This window comes from Xanthobacter autotrophicus (genome assembly GCF_005871085.1).
GTDB classification, from domain to species: Bacteria; Pseudomonadota; Alphaproteobacteria; order Rhizobiales; family Xanthobacteraceae; genus Xanthobacter; species Xanthobacter autotrophicus.
The window spans coordinates 94514-111435 of the sequence record NZ_VAUP01000022.1 but is presented as its reverse complement, the minus strand read 5'-3'; the positions used below and the strand labels follow the sequence as shown (position 1 = coordinate 111435).

Below are 16922 nucleotides of genomic sequence, written 5' to 3'. Positions count from 1 at the left end.
GCCAAAGGGCGAACACCATGTCCACCACCGTCACCCAAGGCACGTCCATCGCCCCGCCCATCGCACCCGCCGCCGCGCCGGGCGTCGAGGGGCGGCGCATGTTCGCCTTCCTGTGCATGGTGTTCGGCATGTTCATGGCGATCCTGGACATCCAGATCGTCTCCGCCTCGCTGGCCGAGATCCAGGCGGGCCTTGCCGCCTCCTCGGACGAAATTTCCTGGGTGCAGACCAGCTACCTCATCGCCGAGGTGGTGATGATCCCGCTGTCGGGCTTCCTGTCGCGGGCGCTGTCCACGCGCTGGCTGTTCGCGGCCTCGGCGGCGGGGTTTACGCTCATGAGCTTCATGTGCGCGACGGCCACGAGCATTGAGCAGATGATCGCCTATCGCGCGCTCCAGGGCTTCCTCGGCGGTGGCATGATCCCCACCGTGTTCGCCGCGGCCTATTCGGTGTTTCCCAAGGAAAAGCAGCCCATCGTGGCGCCCATGATCGGCCTCGTGGCGACGCTGGCGCCGACCATCGGGCCGACGGTGGGCGGCTATCTCACCGACCTGTTCTCCTGGCACTGGCTGTTTCTGGTGAACGTGGGGCCGGGCATCCTGGTGGTGATCGCGTCGGTGACGCTGATCGACTTCGACGAGCCGGATTTCGCCCTTCTGGACCGCTTCGACTGGTGGGGTCTGTTGTTCATGGCCGGCTTCCTCGGCAGCCTGGAATTCGTGCTGGAGGAAGGCCCCACCAACGACTGGTTCGAGGACACCTACATCTCGGTCTTCGCCCTCGTGTGCGGCGTCTCGGCCATGGCCTTCTTCGCCCGTGTGCTGATGGCGAAGGAGCCGGTGGTGGACATCCGCGCCTTCGTGAACCGCAACTTCGCCATCGGCTCGGCCTTCAGCTTCGTCATGGGCATCGGGCTCTACGGTCTCACCTATCTCTACCCGGTGTATCTTGGCCGGGTGCGGGGCTATTCGGCGCTCCAGATCGGCGAGACCATGTTCGTCACCGGCGTGTTCATGTTCGTGAGCGCGCCCATCGCCGGGCGGCTGATGACGCGGCTCGATCCGAGGATCATGATCGGCGCCGCCTTCGCCGGCTTCGCGCTGGGCACGTGGTGGATCACCTTCATCACCAAGGACTGGGATTTCTGGGAGCTGCTGATCCCGCAGATGCTGCGCGGCACCTCGTTGATGATGGCCATGATCCCCATCAACAACCTGTCGCTGGGCACGCTGCCGCCGGCGCAGCTGAAGAATGCGTCGGGCCTGTTCAACCTCACCCGCAATCTCGGCGGGGCGGTGGGGCTCGCCCTCATCAACACCGTGCTCAACAACCGCTGGGACCTGCACCTCGCCCGCCTGCACGAGAGCGTGGAATGGGGCAACCAGGCCGCGCTGGAGCGGATCGACGGCCTCACCAAGACCTTCGAGGGGCTCGGCTCCTTGGCCTCCGACGCGGCGCTGAAGCAGATGGCGCTGCTGGTGCGGCGCGAGGCGCTGGTGATGTCGTTCGCCGACGTGTTCTATCTTTTGACCTTCGTGTTCCTCGCTTTGGTGGTGGCCGCCCCGCTCATGCGCCGGCCCAAGCCCGGAGGGGCAGGGGGTGGCGGCGGGCATTGAGGGGGCGGATGCCTTCCGGGCGCGATCTCCCGCCGGCGCAAGACGCTCCCATCCTTTCAAATCCCGAGGGACATGAAAGCCGGCTGAAAGCTTGGATGGACTAGGAAGGTCCACGGTCCCCTGTCGCCAACGGGGGCCGCAAGACCAAAAGAATGCCGCAAGGCATCACCATTCGAGGAAACGCGCGCGCAAAGCGCCCTTCAGGGAAGGCCGACCCATGCCCCATTTCTCCCCGTTCCGCCGTGCGGGACGCGGCCTGCGCGTCGTCGCCGGGTCGTTCATCGTCGCCGCCGGCCTCATGTCCGCGAGCGCGGCGTCCGCGGAAAAGCTCACCATCATCGTCGGCGGCATGGAGAAGCAGATCTATCTGCCGGCCGTGCTCACCCGCGAACTGGGCTACTTCAAGGACGAGGGGCTCGATGTCGAGCTGATCAACACCCGCGCCGGCGTCGAGGCGGAAAATGAGCTGCTCGCAGGCGCCGTGCAGGGCGTGGTGGGCTTCTACGACCACACCATCGACCTCCAGGCCAAGGGCAAGTTCCTGAAATCCGTGGTGCAGTTCAGCCAGGCGCCGGGCGAAGTGCAGATGGTCTCGGCGAAGTTCGCGGATCAGATCAAGTCGCCCGCCGACTTCAAGGGCCACACCCTGGGCGTGACCGGCCTTGGTTCCTCCACGGACTTCCTCACCCGCTATCTCGCCGCACGGGCGGGTCTGAAGCCGGGTGACTTCTCGCTGCTGCCGGTGGGCGCGGGCAATACCTTCATCGCGGCCATGAAGCAGGACCAGATCCAGTCCGGCATGACCACGGAACCCACCATCGGCCAGTTGGTGAAGACCGGCGTCGCCAAGATCCTGGTGGACATGCGCACCCCCGAGAAGACCGTGGCGGCCCTCGGTGGCCCTTATCCGGCCGCATCCTTCTATGTGCAGTCATCGTGGCTCGACAGCCATGCCGAGGATGCGCAGAAGCTCGCCAACGCCTTCGTGCGCACCATGCGCTTCATCGGCAGCCACAGTGCTGCCGAGATCGCCGAGAAGATGCCCAAGGACTACCTCGTCGGCGACAAGGACCTCTACATTCAGGGCCTCGCCGAGGGTAAAGCCCAGTTCACCCCGGATGGCCGCATGCCGGCGGATGGCCCGGAGACGGTGCTGAAGGTGCTCGCCGCCTTCTCGAAGAACGTCCAGGGCAAGCAGATCGACCTGTCGAAGACCTACACCACCGTCTTTGTGGACAACGCCGCCAAGACGCTGGGTAACTGACACTGGGTAGCTGACGCTCGGCAACTGAGCCTTCGCATTTGACTGCGGGCGCCTGACCCTCGGCGCCCGCCGTCCCGAACCCGACCCAACATCCGCAAGACCAAGGTCGCCGCGCGCCTGACGCCGGCGACGGGAGGAAACTCATGTCTCTTCAAGCCGTGGCGGACGTGCGTCCGCCGATCATGCCCGCCGCCGTGCTCTCGCCGGCGATCGAGCTGAACAACGTCACCCGCCGGTTCCTGACGCCCAACGGCAAGTCCATGACGGCGCTGCGCGATTTCACCATGAGCGTGGATCGCGGGGAGTTCGCCTGCGTGGTCGGACCCACCGGCTGCGGCAAGTCCACCACCCTCAACCTCGTCACCGGCCTCGCCAAGCCCAGCGCCGGCGAGGTGCGGGTGATGGGAGGTCCGGTGGATGGCATCCACAAGGATGTGGGCTTCGTGTTTCAGGCAGATGCCCTGTTTCCCTGGCGCAGCGTGCTCGACAATGTGGCGGCCGGCCCGCTCTATCGCGGCCTGCCGCGCAAGACGGCCTACGAGAAGGCGCGCGACTGGATCGCCCGCGTCGGCCTCTCCCGCTTCGAGAACCACTATCCGCACCAGCTCTCCGGCGGCATGCGCAAGCGCGTGGCGCTGGCCCAGACCTTCATCAACGAGCCGAAGATCCTGCTCATGGACGAGCCCTTCTCGGCCCTCGACGTGCAGACCCGCACCAACATGCAGGACGAACTCTTGGACCTGTGGTCCGGCTCCGGCGCTTCGGTGGTGTTCGTGACCCATGATCTGGAAGAGGCGGTGGCGCTGGCCGACAAGGTCTATGTGCTCACCGCCGGCCCGGCCACGGTGAAGAGCGTCTACCACATCGATCTGCCGCGCCCGCGGGTGATGGAGGAGATCCGCTACGACACCGCCTTCGTCGAGAAGTGCCGCATCATCTGGAACGACCTGCGCGAGGAAGTGCAGATCGGCCAGCAGCGCACCCTCGAAACCGGCCACTGAAGACAGGGAGGACTTACAATGACCATGCAGGCAGAAGCCCCGTCCGCCCCGTTCAAGGCGGCCCCCCGCGCTATCCCCACCGAAGCCGAGATCGAGGCCAAGGCCCGCGCCCGCCTCAAGGCCCGGCGCAACCTCGTCATCAGCCTGCGCATCGCCATCCTGGTGGCGGTGCTGGGCATCTGGGAGCTGGGGGCGCAGACCGGCTTCATCGATCCCTTCTTCTTCGCCAGCCCGTCGGGCATCGCCGAGCAGATCTGGGTGTGGATGACCGAGGGCACCTCGCAGGGCTCGCTCTGGGTGCAGATCCTCGTCACGCTGGAAGAGACCGTGCTGGGCTTCTTCATCGGCGCCGCGGGCGGCATCGTCTGCGGCATCGTGCTCGGCCGCAACAAGCTCCTGGCGGACGTGTTCTCCATCTACATCAAGATCGCGAACTCCATTCCGCGCGTGGTGCTGGGCTCCATCTTCATCATCGCACTGGGCCTCGGCATGGCGTCGAAGGTGGCGCTGGCCGTGGTGATGGTGTTCTTCGTGGTGTTCGCCAACGCCTTCCAAGGCGTGCGCGAGGCCGACCGCGCCATGATCGCCAATGCGCAGATCCTCGGCGCCTCGCCGTTCCAGATCACCACCTCGGTGATCATTCCCTCGGCCATGAGCTGGATCCTCGCCTCCCTGCACGTCTCCTTCGGCTTCGCGCTGGTGGGCGCCGTGGTGGGCGAGTTCCTGGGGGCGAAGCAGGGCGTCGGCCTGCTCATCGCCACGGCGCAGGGCGCGTTCAACGCCAACGGCGTATTCGCGGCCATGATCATCCTCGCCGTGCTGGCGCTGGTGATGGAGTTCTTCATCACCCTGGTGGAGAACCGGCTCGTGAAGTGGCGGCCCGTGCCCTACAGCGAGCAGAACTGAGGAACGGGTCGTCGTCGGAGACCCTGTCGGCGAGCGAGGGCACCCGGTCTGGCGGTCAGGCGCCCCGGATGCCGTCCTCCAGCCTGCCGGTGGCGGAAGCTGCCGGCAGACGCATTTCCACTTTCAGCCCGCCGGCCTCCGCGGTGCCGAGGGTAAGCGTGCCGCCGGCGCCCTCCACCACCTCCCGCACGATGGACAGGCCGATGCCCGAGCCCTCGCCGGGCGTGCCCGGCACCCGGTAGAAGCGCTCCCACACCTTGTCGCGCTCCTGTGGTGAGATGCCGGGCCCGGAATCCTCCACCAGCAACACCGCCCAGCCGTCCTCTGCGCGCACGCTCACCGCGACGCTGCCGCCGGAAGGCGTGTAGCGCAGGGCATTTTCAACGAGGTTCACGATGGCCTCGCGGGTCATGGCGCCGTCGCCGCGGGTGAGCACGGGGGCATCCGCATCAAGCGCAAGGTCGATGCCACGCTCGATGGCGAGATCCACCAGCCCCTCCAGCACCAGCCGCGCGGAAGCTGATAGGTCGATCTCCTCGTCGCGCGGCCGGCGGCTGCCGGGTTCCGAGCGGGACAGGGTGAGCAACTGGCTGGCGAGGCGTGCGAGGCGACGCGTGCTCTCCTGGACGCCGGAAAGCGCCTCCTCTCGCTCGGCCGCATCGGGAGTGCGGCGGGCGTAGGTGACCTGGGTGGCGAGCAGCGCCAGCGGCGTGCGCAACTGGTGCGCCGCATTGGCCACGAAGCGGCGCTGCGCCGCCATCTGCCCCTCCACGCGGGCCATATAGGTGTTGAGGGCCACCACCAGCGGTCGCAGCTCGCTCTGTACCGCGGCGTCGGGAATGGGGGCGAGGTCGTCGCGGCCCTTGTTCATCACCGTGTCGCGCAGGCGCAGCAGCGGGGCGAGTCCCTGCCTGAGCCCCACCAGAACGAGCAGGCCGGCGGCGGCGAGCAGCACCAGTTGCTGGCTGAAGCCGCCCACCCATAATTCGCGCACCATGGCGGCGTGCCCCGCCAGAGTCACTCCGACCACGACGGTCACGCGTTCCCCGTCATGGGCGCCCACCACCGGATACTGGAGCGCGGCGAGGCGCAAGTTCTGGTCGCGATAGGGGGCGGAGAAGTGCAGGGGAACACCTTCCTTCGGCGTGCCGCGCGGCAGCGGCAGATCCGGATAACCGGTCAGGAGACGCCCCTCGGCGGTGTCCACGCGGTAATAGACCCGGTCGCGGTGGCCGGTGTCGAACATCTCCAGCGCCACCGGTGGGATGGTGGCGTCGATCACCCCCCGGTCGAGGCGTACATCCTCGGCGATGGCGCGGGCGGAAGCATCCAGCGTGCGGTCGGTGACGAGGTCGGCGGTGGCGCGGGCCTGGTGCCCGCTGGTCCAGACGTTGAGCGCCACCAGCCCCGCCAGCGGCAAGAGCAGCCAGCACAGGAGCTGGAGGCGCAGGCTCTCAATGCGCATCGTGCTGTAGCAGGTAGCCGAGGCCGCGCAGAGTGACGATGCGCACGTCGCTGCCTTCCAACTTCTTGCGCACGCGGTGCACATAGATCTCGATGGCGCTGGGATCGGCGAGATCGTCGAGGCCGAAGATGCTCTGGGAGAGCTGGGCCTTGCTGACGGTCTGGCCCGATTTCATGAGCAGCATCTCCAGCACCGCATGCTCGCGCGGGGTGAGGGCGAGCGCGGCGCCGGAGAGGGTGAACAGGCGGGTGTTGGTATCGAACGCCAGCCCCCCGCAACTGATCACCGGGTCCGGCCGCCGCGCCGAGCGGCGCAGCTGCACGCGGATGCGCGCTTCCAGCTCGGCGATGTCGAAGGGCTTGGCGAGATAGTCGTCCGCGCCTTCGTCGAGGCCGGCGACGCGGCCGTCGAGGCTGGCATTCGCGGTGAGGATGATGACCGGCACCGTATCCTTGCGGCTGCGGATGCGGCGCAAGAGCTGCATGCCGTTGATCTTCGGCAGCGTGAGGTCGAGAATCACCAGGTCATAGACCGCAACGGCGAGCGCGTGGTCGGCCTCTTCCCCGTCGTGGAAGACGTCGACCACGTAGTTATCCTGCCGCAGGATCTTCGCCAGCCAGCCGGCGAGTTCCAGATTATCCTCGACCAGAAGGAGGCGCATGCGGTTCCTATCCCCACTGAGAACAGTAATGCAGCGCCCGACTGCCGAGAAGGGCGTTTCCTCCGATCTACGGCGTTGCCACGTTCACCGGGTGGCCGGCGGCGAAGGCCTCGATGTTGGCGATGAGCTGGTCGGCCAGCGTCTGTTGCGCCTCCATGGAGGCCCAGGCCACGTGGGGCGTCACGATGGCCTTCGGGTGGTGGGCAAGGCGCATCACCGCGCTGTCGGCGGGAGGCGGCTCGGGCATGGCCACGTCGATGCCGGCGCCTGCCACCTGACCCGCGTCGAGTGCCGCGATCAGTGCCTCCTCGTCCACGAGGCCGCCACGGGCGGTGTTGACGAGGATGGGCCGTCGGCCCATGCGCGCGAATTCCGCAGCGCCGATCAACCCGCGTGTCTCAGGTGTCAGAGGGCAGTGCAGGGTCAGCACGTCCGCGGTCTCGATCACCTCGGCGAACGGCACGGAGCCGGGCCGGGCCTCGCGCGCGCCCTTGCGGCCGGCGAACACCGGCTCCATCCCGAACGCGCGCCCGAGGGCCGCCACCTGCTGGCCGAGATCCCCCGAGCCGAAGATGCCGAGCCGCCGGCCGTGAAGATCGATGATGGGATGGGTGTGGAAGCAGAATTGCCCCGCCGCCTGCCATGCGCCGGCCTTCACATCCGTCGCATAGGGGCCGATGGCCCGCGATAAGGCGAGGATGAGCGCGAACGTGTGCTCCGGCACGCTCGCCTTGGCATAGCCGCGCACATTGCTGACCACGATGCCGGCGGCGGCGCATGCGGCCTTGTCCACGCAATCTGTGCCGGTGGCCGCCACCGCCACCAGGGCGAGGCGCGGCAGCCGGGCGATGGCGTCGGCGTCGAGCCGCACCTTGTTGAGGATGAGGATGTCCGCGTCGCGGGCATGCTCCATCAGCTCGGCCGGCGCGGTGCGCTCGTATTCCACCCAGTCGTGGGTGAAGGCGGGGCGCTTGAGCGTCACGGCCGGGGCCAGCGTCTCGCGATCGAGGAAGACGATGCGTGGCACGCGGCCCTGGGGCGGGAAGGGCACGTTCACAGCCGCGCCCGCGCCGCATCCGCCACGGCGGCGGGGGTGATGCCGAAATGGCGGAACAGCTCGTCGGCCGGCCCCGAGGCGCCGAAGCCGTGCATGCCCACGAAGGCGCCGTCCGCCCCAATCCAGCGTTCCCAGCCCATCTTCACCGCCGCCTCCACCGCAACCCGCACCGTGCCCGGTCCGAGGACCTCCCAGAGATAGGCCTCGTCCTGCTGTTCGAAGATCTCCCAGCAGGGCATGGAGACCACGGCGGTGGGTATGCCTTCCGCCTGCAGAAGATCGCGCGCCTGGACCGCCACGTCCACCTCCGAACCGGTGCCGATCAGCGTCACCCGGCGCGGGCCGCCTTCGGCCGCACGCAGCACATAGGCGCCGCGGGCGGAGCGGTTCTCGCTCGCGTCGCGACGCTGGGCCGGCAGCGCCTGGCGCGAGCAGATCATGGAGGAGGGGCCGTCGCGGCGGGCGAGCGCCAGCTGCCAGCATTCGGCGGTCTCCACCGCGTCGGCGGGGCGGAACACCGCCATGTTGGGCATGGCGCGGAGCGAAGCGAGGAACTCCACCGGCTGGTGGGTCGGCCCGTTCTTGCCGATGCCGATGCTGTCGTGGCTGTAGAGGGTGATGACCGGCAGCTCCATCAGTGCCGACATGCGCAGGGGCGGGCGCATGTAGTCGGAGAAGACCAGATAGGTCGCGCCCAGTGGCAGCACGCCGCCATGGGCCACCATGCCGTTCATCATGGACCCCATGGCATGCTCGCGGATGCCATAGTGGATGTAGCGCCCGGCCGGGTTCTCGGCGGTGAAGGCGTCCAGCCCGCGCTTGCAGTTGGTGGGGCCTTCCAGATCCGGCGCGCCGGGCAGCAGCTCCGGCACGAGGCCGGCGAGCAGGTCCACGATGTCGGCGGTGGACTGGTTGGAGGACTGGGCGGGCGCCGCCGCGGCGAGGGCCTCGGCATGGGCTTTGAGCGCCGGCAGGACGCCCGCCGGCAGGTCGCCGCGGATCAGCCGCTCGAATTCGGCGCGGGTGTCCGTGGGCAAGGCGGCGACGCGGGCCTGCCAGGCGTCATAGGCGGGGCGGTTGCGGTCGGCGGCGCCGGCCTGCCATGCGGCGGCGACGTCCTGCGGCACCTCGAACGGGCCGTGGGTCCAGCCGGCGACGGCGCGGGCTTCCACCACATCCTCGGGGAACACCCGTCCGCCATGGGCGCCGCGCTTGCCTTCAAGGCGCGGCAGGCCTTTGCCCAGCACCGTGGCGCAGGCGATCATCGTGGGGCGCGGATCCTTGTTGGCGAGGGTGAGGGCGGCGCTCACCGCTTCCACGTCGTGGCCGTCGGCGTCGATCACCTGCCATCCGGCGATGCGGAAGCGGGCGCGCACGTCCTCGGAGATGGCGAAGTCGGTGCCGCCATCATCGGTCATCCGGTTGTCGTCCCACAGGAAGGTGAGCTTGCCGAGCTTCAGGTGGCCGGCCAGCGAAATCACCTCATGGGCGACGCCCTCCATCAGGCAGCCGTCGCCGACCACCGCATAGGTGCGGTGGTCCACCAGCTCGGGGCCGTAGGTGGCGGAAAGGAAGGCTTCCGCCACCGCCATGCCCACCGCATTGGCGATGCCCTGGCCCAGCGGCCCGGTGGTGACCTCGATGCCGAGCGCCACGTCGCGCTCGGGGTGGCCGTGGGTGTGGGAGCCCAGCTCGCGGAAGTGGCGGATCTCCTCCATGGGCATGCCCGCGTAGCCGGCGAGCTGGAGCACGGCATACAGCAGCATGGAGCCGTGGCCGTTCGACAGAACGAAGCGGTCGCGGTCGAACCAGGCCGGGTCGGCCGGATTGCACTTAAGGTGGCGGGTGAACAGCGCCGTCGCCAACTCCGCCCCGCCGAGGGGCGCGCCGGGATGGCCATCCTCTGCCTTTGCGATGGCGTCGAGGGCGAGGAAGCGGATGGCGTCGGCCATACGGCGAGCGGAAGCGAAGCCGTCACCGGAGTTCTGGCGCGCGGAAGGGGCGCCGTCCTCGGCATTCGGACGCGTGGGGGCGTTACCGGCTTCGGCGAAGCCAGTGGAGGCAATGAGCGACATGGGGCGTGACCTTGGCTGGCGCCGGGGCACGGGCCCCGGCGCATCAAAGGAACATCAGGGCAGGAAGCCGATGGAGAACCACGGCACGGCCGCGACCAGCGCGAGGCCGATGAGCAGGGCCACCATGTAGCCGACGATTGGCTTCATGCCGGCGTCGGGGCTGACCCCGCCGATGGCCGTGGCACAGTAATAGCCGACGCCGAAGGGCGGGGCGAACAGGCCGAGGCCCATGGAGAGGATCACCACCATGGCATAGTGCACCTCGTGGATGCCCATGCTGCGCGCGATGGGGAACAGCAGCGGCCCGAACAGCACGATGGCCGGGATGCCCTCCAGCACCGATCCCAGAATGATGAAGGCGATGATGGACACCACCATGAAGGTGGCCGCCCCGCCGGGCAGGCCGCCCATCACCCGCGCCAGCTCCTGGGAGAAGCCGGATTGTGTGAGGGCCCAGGCCATGCCCGTCGCCGCGCCGATAATCAGCAGGATGGCGCCGGAGAGCGCCGCCGTGGCGGTGAGCATGGGCATCAGCCGCTTGAAGTCGAACTGCCGGTAGATCAGCAGCCCCACCACCACGGAATAGACGATGCCGATGGTGGAGACCTCGGTGGCGGTGGCGATGCCTTCCATCACAGCCGCGCGGATGACGAAGGGCAGGGCGATGGCCGGCACGGCGATGGCGAGGGCGCGCAGGATTTCCTTGCTGCTCGCCCGGCGCACGCCGGACAGGTCCTCGTTGCGGTAGCGCCAGCGCACCAGGATGCACAGCATGACGCCGAGCACCACGGCGGGCATCAGGCCGCCGGCGAACAAAGCGGCGATGGACACGCCGGTCACCGAGCCGATGGTGATCAGCACGAGGCTGGGCGGGATGGTCTCGGTCTGCGCGCCGGTGGCGGCGAGCAGGGCCACGAGGTCGCCGGGCTTGGCGCCGCGCTTGATCATCTCCGGGAACAGCACCGGGGTCACCGCCGCCATGTCCGCCGCCTTGGAGCCGGAGATGCCCGAGACGAGGTACATGGCGCCGATCAGCACGTAGGACAGGCCGCCGCGCACATGGCCGAGCAGGCTGGCGAGGAAGCCCACCATGGCCCGCGCCATGCCGGTCATCTCGATCAGCATGCCAAGGAACACGAACAGCGGCACCGAGAGCAGGATGAGGTGGCTCATGCCCTCGTCCATGCGGCCCACCACCACCGTCAAAGGGGCATTGGTGGTGAAGGAGAGATAGGCGAGCGTGGCGAGGCCGAACGAGAAGGCGATGGGCACCCCCGCGAACACCCCGGCCGCTACCAGGCCGACAAAGAAGATCACGAGGTTGATGTTGCCCAGGGTCTTCAGAAACGGCGTGCCGAGAATGCCCACCGCGGTCAGCGCCGCGAGGAAGGCGACGACGCCTGCCACCTGCATGGGATTGGCGTTGCGGGCAAGCTTCAGCATCGCGACGATACCCATGAGCGCGAGGCCCACCGGCAGCGCCGCCGCCTTCCACGTGTTGGGCACGTCGAGGGCGGGCAGGGTCACGAACATCTCGTCCTCGGCATATTCGAGGCTGGGATGGAACATGGCCACGAGGAAGATGAGCGGGGCGGCGACGGCCAGAGTCTCCAGCACCGCGCGCTTCGGCAGGGGCAGTGCCCCCACCAGCGCGGTCATGCGCATGTGCTCGCCGCGCTGGAGCGCCACCACGGAGCCCAGCATGGCCAGCCAGATGAACAGGACCGAGGCCAGCTCGTCCGACCAGACGATGGGCTGATGCACGAAATAACGCATCACCACGCCCACGAAGAGCACCACCACTTCCGCCAGCACCAGGAGCGCGGCCGGAATTTCCACCATTTTGATCAGCGCGCGCTCCACTCGGAGCACACTCTTGCGCCAGCCGCCGACCGGCTCGACCGGTTCGGTGAGCAGGTGCGTATGAGCCATGTTCGGCTCGGTGATTACGGTGTCCGTGATTGCGCGATCCATGACGTCACCCGAGCTTGCCGACGGCCGCCTCGAGCAGCGACCAGGCTTCGTTGCCGTATTTGGCACGCCAGTCGGCATAGAAGGAAGTCGCGGCGAGCGCCTTGCGGAAGGGTTCGCGGTCCACGTCGATGAAGGTGATGCCCTTGGCCGTCAGATCGGCCCGAAGCGACTGGCTGAGCGCGGCAATGTCGGCCCGCTCGTCGACGCCGGAGCGGTCGAACTCGCGCACCATGATGGTCCGAAGGTCTTCGGGCAAAGCGGCGAAGGCACGGCGGTTGCCGAGGATCAGGTAGCCGTCCCACACATGTCCGGTCATGGAGCAGGACTTCTGCACCTCGTAGAGGCGAGCCGAGGAGATGATGGCCAGCGGGTTCTCCTGCCCCTCCACTACCTTGGTCTGCAGTGCGGAATACAGCTCGTTGAAGTTGATCGGTGTCGCGCCAGCCCCCAGCGACTTGAACACCGAGGTGAGCATGGGCGCCGGCGGGACACGGATCTTGAAGCCCTTCATGTCCTCGGGCGTCTTGATCTCGCGGGTGGAGGATGTGACCTGACGGAAGCCGTTGTCCCAGAACTTGATGGGCGCGACCAGCCCGGCCTTGGCGATCTGCTCGCGGATGTAGGTGCCCAGCCCGCCGTCCACGGCCTTCCACACCGTGTCGTAGTCCGGGAAGGCAAAGCCGGTGTTCACGATGCCGGAGACCGGCACCAGCGTCGCAAGGATGGAGGCGGAAAGGTTGAACAGTTCCACCCCGCCGGAGCGCACCTGGGTGAGCAGGTCCGTGTCCGAACCGAGCTGGTTGGCCGGGAACACCTTGATCTCCAGTCGGCCGGAGGTGGCCTCCAGAATGCGCTGCGCGGCTTCCTGCGCACGCTTGTTGACCGGATGCGAGGGGTCCTGCCCGGTAGCGAGCTTATAGGTGAATTCGGCGGCGCGGGCGCGGGTGATAATGCCGGCGAGCGGGATAGCGGCCGCTGCGGTCAGCAGGGTGCGGCGGGTGAGGCCCTGCGCAACGCTCCGGGCGGGGGTATTGGTCATGTATCTCTCCCAGTGTGGCCGCTGGGCGGCCTTCTTGATGTTCCGCATATTGGCGGTCGGCGTTTGGCGTGTGGGTCGAGCGGCAGGCGGGTCAGTCCCGGCCCTGCAGGCTGCGATAGGCGCGGATGACCTGGCTGTCGTCGGCAGTGCCGAGGCCACGGCCGGAGACAGACAGGAACAGCTGGTGGGCGAGGGCCGCCATGGGCAAAGCGGCCTTGGCCTCGCGCCCGGCTTCCAGCACGAGGCCCAGGTCCTTTACGAAGATGTCCACGGCACTGGTGACGGTGGGGTCTGCCTCCAGCATGCGGGGGCCGCGGTCGCGCAGCATCCAGCTTGCCGCCGCCGAGCCGCCGAGAATGTCGAGCATGGCGGTGGTGTCCACGCCGAGCCGCTCGGCCAGCGACAGGGCTTCCGCCGCCACGGCGAGATGGGCGCCGCACAGGAGCTGGTTGACCACCTTGGCGGTGGCGCCCTGGCCGGCGTCCTTGCCCACATGCACCACCTTGGCGCCCATGGCGTCGAGGGCCGGCCGGGCGCGGGCGAGGGCGTCTTCACCGGCCCCCACCATGATGGTGAGGGAGCCCGCTGTCGCGCCCACCACGCCGCCGGAGACGGGGGCATCGACGAAGGCGAAGCCCCGTGCTTCCACTTCCGCCGACACCTCGGCCACCGCTGCCGGCGGACAGGTGGACATGAGCAGGATCGCCCCACCGGGGGCGAGGGCATCCAGAACGCCGCCGGCGAAGAGCACGTCGCGGGCCTGGGCGATGTTCACCACCATAAGCACGGCCATGTCCGCCCCGGCACAGGCGGCCGCGGCGGTGTCCGCCGCCTTGCCACCTGCTTCCACGAGGGCGTTGCGGGCCTCGGCGCGCAGGTCGAAGCCGGTGACCTCGAAGCCCCCTGTCACCAGGTTGCGCGCCATGGGCAGACCCATGGAGCCGAGACCGATGAAGCCGATGGCTGTCATTCTTCCTCCCCTTGGCCGCTTTGGGCCATGTCTTTCTTGGGCCATGTCGTTTGCCTGGTCCGTCCGCTCTGCGGCGGATCGGGCGGGAAGGGGCGGGCCCCTTCCCGGGTCGATGGTGGCTTGGGGCGTTTCCAAGTGAAGCGGATATCAGTCCGCTTGAAGAAAGGGCTCTAGCGGCCGGTCCAGTCCTTGACCTGTTCCGCGACGGCTGCGGCGGAGATGCCGTAGCGGTCGTGGAGGGTCGGCAAGGCGCCGGCGTCGAGGAAGGCGTCGGGCAGGCCGATCTGGTGGAAGCCGGCCGGCGCCACGCCGGCGCGCAGCAAAGCGCCCGCTACGGCCTCGCCGAGGCCGCCGATGACGGTGTGGTTCTCCGCCACGATCACCGGGCGGCCGCTCTTGCGCGCCGCCTCCACGATCGTCGCCTCGTCGAGGGGCTTGATGGTGGGCACGTGAAGCACCGCGACCTCGACCTTGTCCTGGCGTAGCAGCTCCGCCGCCTCCAGGGCCCGCATGGTCATGATTCCGGAGGAAACGATCAGGGCATCCGGGCCGTCGCGCAGCATCTTGGCCTTGCCAAGCTCGAACGTGTAGCCGTACTCGTCCAGCACCAGCGGAACCTGGCCGCGCAGCAGGCGCATATAGACCGGCCCGTCATGGGCCGCCATCACCGGCACCGCCTGTTCGATCTCGTGCGCGTCGCAGGGGTCGATCACCACCATGTTGGGCATGGCCCGGAACAGCGCGAGGTCTTCCGCAGCCTGGTGCGAGGGACCATAGCCCGAGGTGAGGCCCGGCAGCGCGCAGACGATCTTCACATTGCGGTTTTCCTCCGCGATCGTCTGGTGGATGAAGTCGTAGGCCCGGCGCGAGGCGAACACGGCGTAGGTGGTGGCGAAGGGCATGAAGCCCTCCGCGGCCAGCCCTGAAGCTGCGCCGAACAAAAGCTGCTCGGCCATGCCCATCTGGTAGAAGCGCTCGGGGAAGGCCTGCGAGAAGATGTGCAGGTCGGTATATTTGCCGAGATCGGCGGTCATGCCCACCACGGCCGGATTCTCGCGCGCCAGGGCAACGAGGGCGTGGCCGAAGGGGGCAGGCTTGGTGCGCTGGCCCTCGGCGGCGATGGAGGCGATCATCGCGGAGGTGGTCAGCCGGGGCTTGCCGGCAGCAGCCGTGGCGGCGGCAGGGGCGGCCTTGCGGGTCGCATGGTTCATGACGGCTTCCTCTCGTCGAGCGCGGCCAGCGCCAGTTGCCATTCGTGGGCGTCGACGCGGATGAAGTGGTTCTTCTCGCGCGCCTCAAGGAACGGCACACCCTTGCCCATCAGCGTGTCGGCGATGATCATGCTGGGCTTGCCGCTGCCCGATTGCGCCTTGGCCGCATCGAAAGCCTCGCGCACCGCGTCGAGGTCGTTGCCGTCCACGCGGCGGACGAACCAGCCAAAGGCTTCCAGCTTCTCCGTCAGCGGCTCGAAGCCGAGCACCGAGGTGGACGGCCCATCGGCCTGCTGGTTGTTGACGTCGACAACGGCGATGAGGTTGTCGAGCTGGAAGTGGGCGGCCGACATGATGGCCTCCCACACCGAGCCCTCGTCCAGCTCGCCGTCGGAGAACAGGGTGTAGACGTGGCGGTCGGAGCCTTTGCGCTTGAGGCCGAGGCAGCGGCCCACCGCGATGGCGAGGCCAAGGCCGAGTGAGCCGCCCGACATCTCCATGCCCGGCGTGTAGCTGGCCATGCCCGACATGGGCAGCCGGCTGTCGTCGAAGCCGTAGGTCTCAAGCTCGTCCTTCGGGACGATGCCGGCCTCGATCAGCGCCGCGTAAAGCGCGATGGCGTAGTGCCCGTTGGACAGCAGGAAACGGTCGCGCCCGTCCCATTCCGGATCTTCGGGCCGGTAGGTCATGGCATGGAAATAGGCCACCGCCAGAACGTCGGAGATGCCGAGCGCCTGCGCGATGTAGCCCTGGCCCTGCACCTCGCCCATGCGCAGCGCATTGCGCCGGATGGCGTGCGCACGTTCGGCGAGCTGCCGGTTGTGGCCGGAAGTTGCGATGGTCATCTGGTTTTCCTCGAAGGCTGGGCGCCGCAGCACCGGAGCGCTCAATGGATGAGCATGCCGCCGTTGACGTCGATCACGGCGCCGGTGACGTAAGCGGACAGGTCCGAGGCCAGGAACAGGAAGATGTTCGCCACGTCCTGCGGCACGCCGAGACGGTTCAGCGGGATGTTCTCCAGGATCTTCACCCGCGCGTCGTCGGAGATCTTGCCGGCGTTGATGTCGGTCTGGATCAGGCCGGGGGTGACGCAGTTGACCCGGATGCCGTCGGCGCCGAGTTCGCGGGCCATGGCCTTCGCCAGCCCGAGCACGCCGGCCTTGGCGGCGGAATAATGCGCGCCGCCGAGAATGCCGCCGCCGCGCTGGGCAGAGACCGACGACATGCAGGCGATGGCGCCGGCCTTGCGCTCGCGCATGTGCGGCATCACCGCCTGGCTCAGATAGAGCACGCCCTTGAGGTTCACGTCCTGGATGCGGGCCCAGCTCTCGGGGTCGATGTCCCACACCTTGATGGCCTGGGTGATGCCCGCATTGTTGATGAGGATGTCGATCCGGCCGGTGGCGGCGAGCACCTCGCCGATGGCGCGGGCGCAGTCGGCCTTGTCGGTCACGTCGCAGCCGATGCCCACATGTTCGGGACCGAGTTCAGCGGCGGCCTTGGCGGCGCCGGCCGCGTCGAGGTCCAGAATGGCGACGCGTGCGCCCTGGGCGGCGAAGGTCTTGGCCGTCGCAAAGCCGATGCCGCGCGCGCCGGCGCCCCCCGAAATGACTGCGGTCTTGCCCTTAAGCAGCACGATACGTCCTCCCGATCCAATTTTGGTTGGTGGGAGTGTGTCGGAAG

14 protein-coding genes are annotated in these 16922 nt (G+C 68.2%); 4 read left to right on the top strand and 10 right to left on the bottom strand.

Annotated features, from left to right (window positions below; translation table 11 throughout):
• Positions 1–17: 17 nt before the first annotated feature.
• From FBQ73_RS09370 to FBQ73_RS09355, 4 genes are all read left to right on the top strand, one after another.
• Entirely contained in the window at positions 18–1616 is a 1599-nt protein-coding gene (locus FBQ73_RS09370; RefSeq protein WP_138399224.1) for a DHA2 family efflux MFS transporter permease subunit, read from the top strand.
• A gap of 298 nt (positions 1617–1914) precedes the next feature.
• Positions 1915–2880, top strand: coding sequence for an ABC transporter substrate-binding protein (locus tag FBQ73_RS09365; RefSeq protein ID WP_246089667.1), 966 nt, complete (start codon positions 1915–1917; stop codon positions 2878–2880).
• A 182-nt stretch (positions 2881–3062) separates the two neighbouring features.
• Positions 3063–3881, top strand: coding sequence for an ABC transporter ATP-binding protein (locus tag FBQ73_RS09360; protein ID WP_138399663.1), 819 nt, complete (start codon positions 3063–3065; stop codon positions 3879–3881).
• Positions 3882–3899: 18 nt separating this feature from the next.
• On the top strand, positions 3900–4787 hold the full coding sequence (locus FBQ73_RS09355; RefSeq protein WP_210236735.1) for an ABC transporter permease: 888 nt from the start codon (positions 3900–3902) through the stop codon (positions 4785–4787).
• A 55-nt stretch (positions 4788–4842) separates the two neighbouring features.
• Here the strand turns inward: FBQ73_RS09355 and FBQ73_RS09350 are convergent, their stop codons facing one another.
• From FBQ73_RS09350 to FBQ73_RS09305, 10 genes are all read right to left on the bottom strand, one after another.
• Positions 4843–6252 (bottom strand): sensor histidine kinase, encoded by a 1410-nt coding sequence (locus FBQ73_RS09350; RefSeq protein ID WP_138399223.1) that lies wholly within the window; start codon positions 6250–6252, stop codon positions 4843–4845.
• Positions 6242–6913 carry a response regulator gene (locus tag FBQ73_RS09345; RefSeq protein WP_138399222.1) on the bottom strand — a complete coding sequence of 224 codons (672 nt, stop codon included), beginning with the start codon at positions 6911–6913 and terminating at the stop codon, positions 6242–6244. The genes FBQ73_RS09350 and FBQ73_RS09345 overlap by 11 nt, the downstream gene beginning before the upstream one ends.
• A gap of 67 nt (positions 6914–6980) precedes the next feature.
• A complete protein-coding gene (locus FBQ73_RS09340) occupies positions 6981–7970 on the bottom strand; it encodes a D-2-hydroxyacid dehydrogenase (protein ID WP_210236734.1) in 990 nt (329 codons plus the stop codon).
• Positions 7967–10045 carry a transketolase gene (gene tkt / locus FBQ73_RS09335; RefSeq protein ID WP_246089637.1) on the bottom strand — a complete coding sequence of 693 codons (2079 nt, stop codon included), beginning with the start codon at positions 10043–10045 and terminating at the stop codon, positions 7967–7969. Before tkt ends, FBQ73_RS09340 begins: the two co-directional genes overlap by 4 nt.
• 54 nt (positions 10046–10099) lie before the next feature.
• On the bottom strand, positions 10100–11977 hold the full coding sequence (locus FBQ73_RS09330) for a TRAP transporter large permease (RefSeq protein WP_138399221.1): 1878 nt from the start codon (positions 11975–11977) through the stop codon (positions 10100–10102).
• A gap of 46 nt (positions 11978–12023) precedes the next feature.
• A complete protein-coding gene (locus tag FBQ73_RS09325) occupies positions 12024–13058 on the bottom strand; it encodes a TRAP transporter substrate-binding protein (RefSeq protein ID WP_138399220.1) in 1035 nt (344 codons plus the stop codon).
• A gap of 91 nt (positions 13059–13149) precedes the next feature.
• Positions 13150–14028: an NAD(P)-dependent oxidoreductase gene (locus tag FBQ73_RS09320; RefSeq protein WP_138399219.1), complete on the bottom strand. Its 879-nt coding sequence runs from the start codon at positions 14026–14028 to the stop codon at positions 13150–13152.
• A gap of 170 nt (positions 14029–14198) precedes the next feature.
• Positions 14199–15239, bottom strand: coding sequence for a transketolase family protein (locus tag FBQ73_RS09315; RefSeq protein WP_138399218.1), 1041 nt, complete (start codon positions 15237–15239; stop codon positions 14199–14201).
• Positions 15236–16084 carry a transketolase gene (locus tag FBQ73_RS09310; protein ID WP_138399217.1) on the bottom strand — a complete coding sequence of 283 codons (849 nt, stop codon included), beginning with the start codon at positions 16082–16084 and terminating at the stop codon, positions 15236–15238. The genes FBQ73_RS09315 and FBQ73_RS09310 overlap by 4 nt, the downstream gene beginning before the upstream one ends.
• A gap of 41 nt (positions 16085–16125) precedes the next feature.
• On the bottom strand, positions 16126–16875 hold the full coding sequence (locus FBQ73_RS09305; RefSeq protein ID WP_138399216.1) for an SDR family NAD(P)-dependent oxidoreductase: 750 nt from the start codon (positions 16873–16875) through the stop codon (positions 16126–16128).
• Positions 16876–16922 lie beyond the last annotated feature (47 nt).

Excerpts from the sequence above, each read along its gene's own strand:
- FBQ73_RS09325 (WP_138399220.1), bottom strand. The coding sequence starts at position 13,058 with ATGACCAATACCCCCGCCCGGAGCGTTGCGCAGGGCCTCACCCGCCGC.
- FBQ73_RS09345 (WP_138399222.1), bottom strand. The coding sequence starts at position 6,913 with ATGCGCCTCCTTCTGGTCGAGGATAATCTGGAACTCGCCGGCTGGCTG.
- tkt (WP_246089637.1), bottom strand. The coding sequence starts at position 10,045 with ATGTCGCTCATTGCCTCCACTGGCTTCGCCGAAGCCGGTAACGCCCCC.
- FBQ73_RS09320 (WP_138399219.1), bottom strand. The coding sequence starts at position 14,028 with ATGACAGCCATCGGCTTCATCGGTCTCGGCTCCATGGGTCTGCCCATG.
- FBQ73_RS09365 (WP_246089667.1), top strand. The coding sequence starts at position 1,915 with ATGTCCGCGAGCGCGGCGTCCGCGGAAAAGCTCACCATCATCGTCGGC.
- FBQ73_RS09330 (WP_138399221.1), bottom strand. The coding sequence starts at position 11,977 with ATGGCTCATACGCACCTGCTCACCGAACCGGTCGAGCCGGTCGGCGGC.
- FBQ73_RS09370 (WP_138399224.1), top strand. The coding sequence starts at position 18 with ATGTCCACCACCGTCACCCAAGGCACGTCCATCGCCCCGCCCATCGCA.
- FBQ73_RS09360 (WP_138399663.1), top strand. The coding sequence starts at position 3,063 with ATGCCCGCCGCCGTGCTCTCGCCGGCGATCGAGCTGAACAACGTCACC.
- FBQ73_RS09355 (WP_210236735.1), top strand. The coding sequence starts at position 3,900 with ATGACCATGCAGGCAGAAGCCCCGTCCGCCCCGTTCAAGGCGGCCCCC.
- FBQ73_RS09350 (WP_138399223.1), bottom strand. The coding sequence starts at position 6,252 with ATGCGCATTGAGAGCCTGCGCCTCCAGCTCCTGTGCTGGCTGCTCTTG.
- FBQ73_RS09315 (WP_138399218.1), bottom strand. The coding sequence starts at position 15,239 with ATGAACCATGCGACCCGCAAGGCCGCCCCTGCCGCCGCCACGGCTGCT.
- FBQ73_RS09310 (WP_138399217.1), bottom strand. The coding sequence starts at position 16,084 with ATGACCATCGCAACTTCCGGCCACAACCGGCAGCTCGCCGAACGTGCG.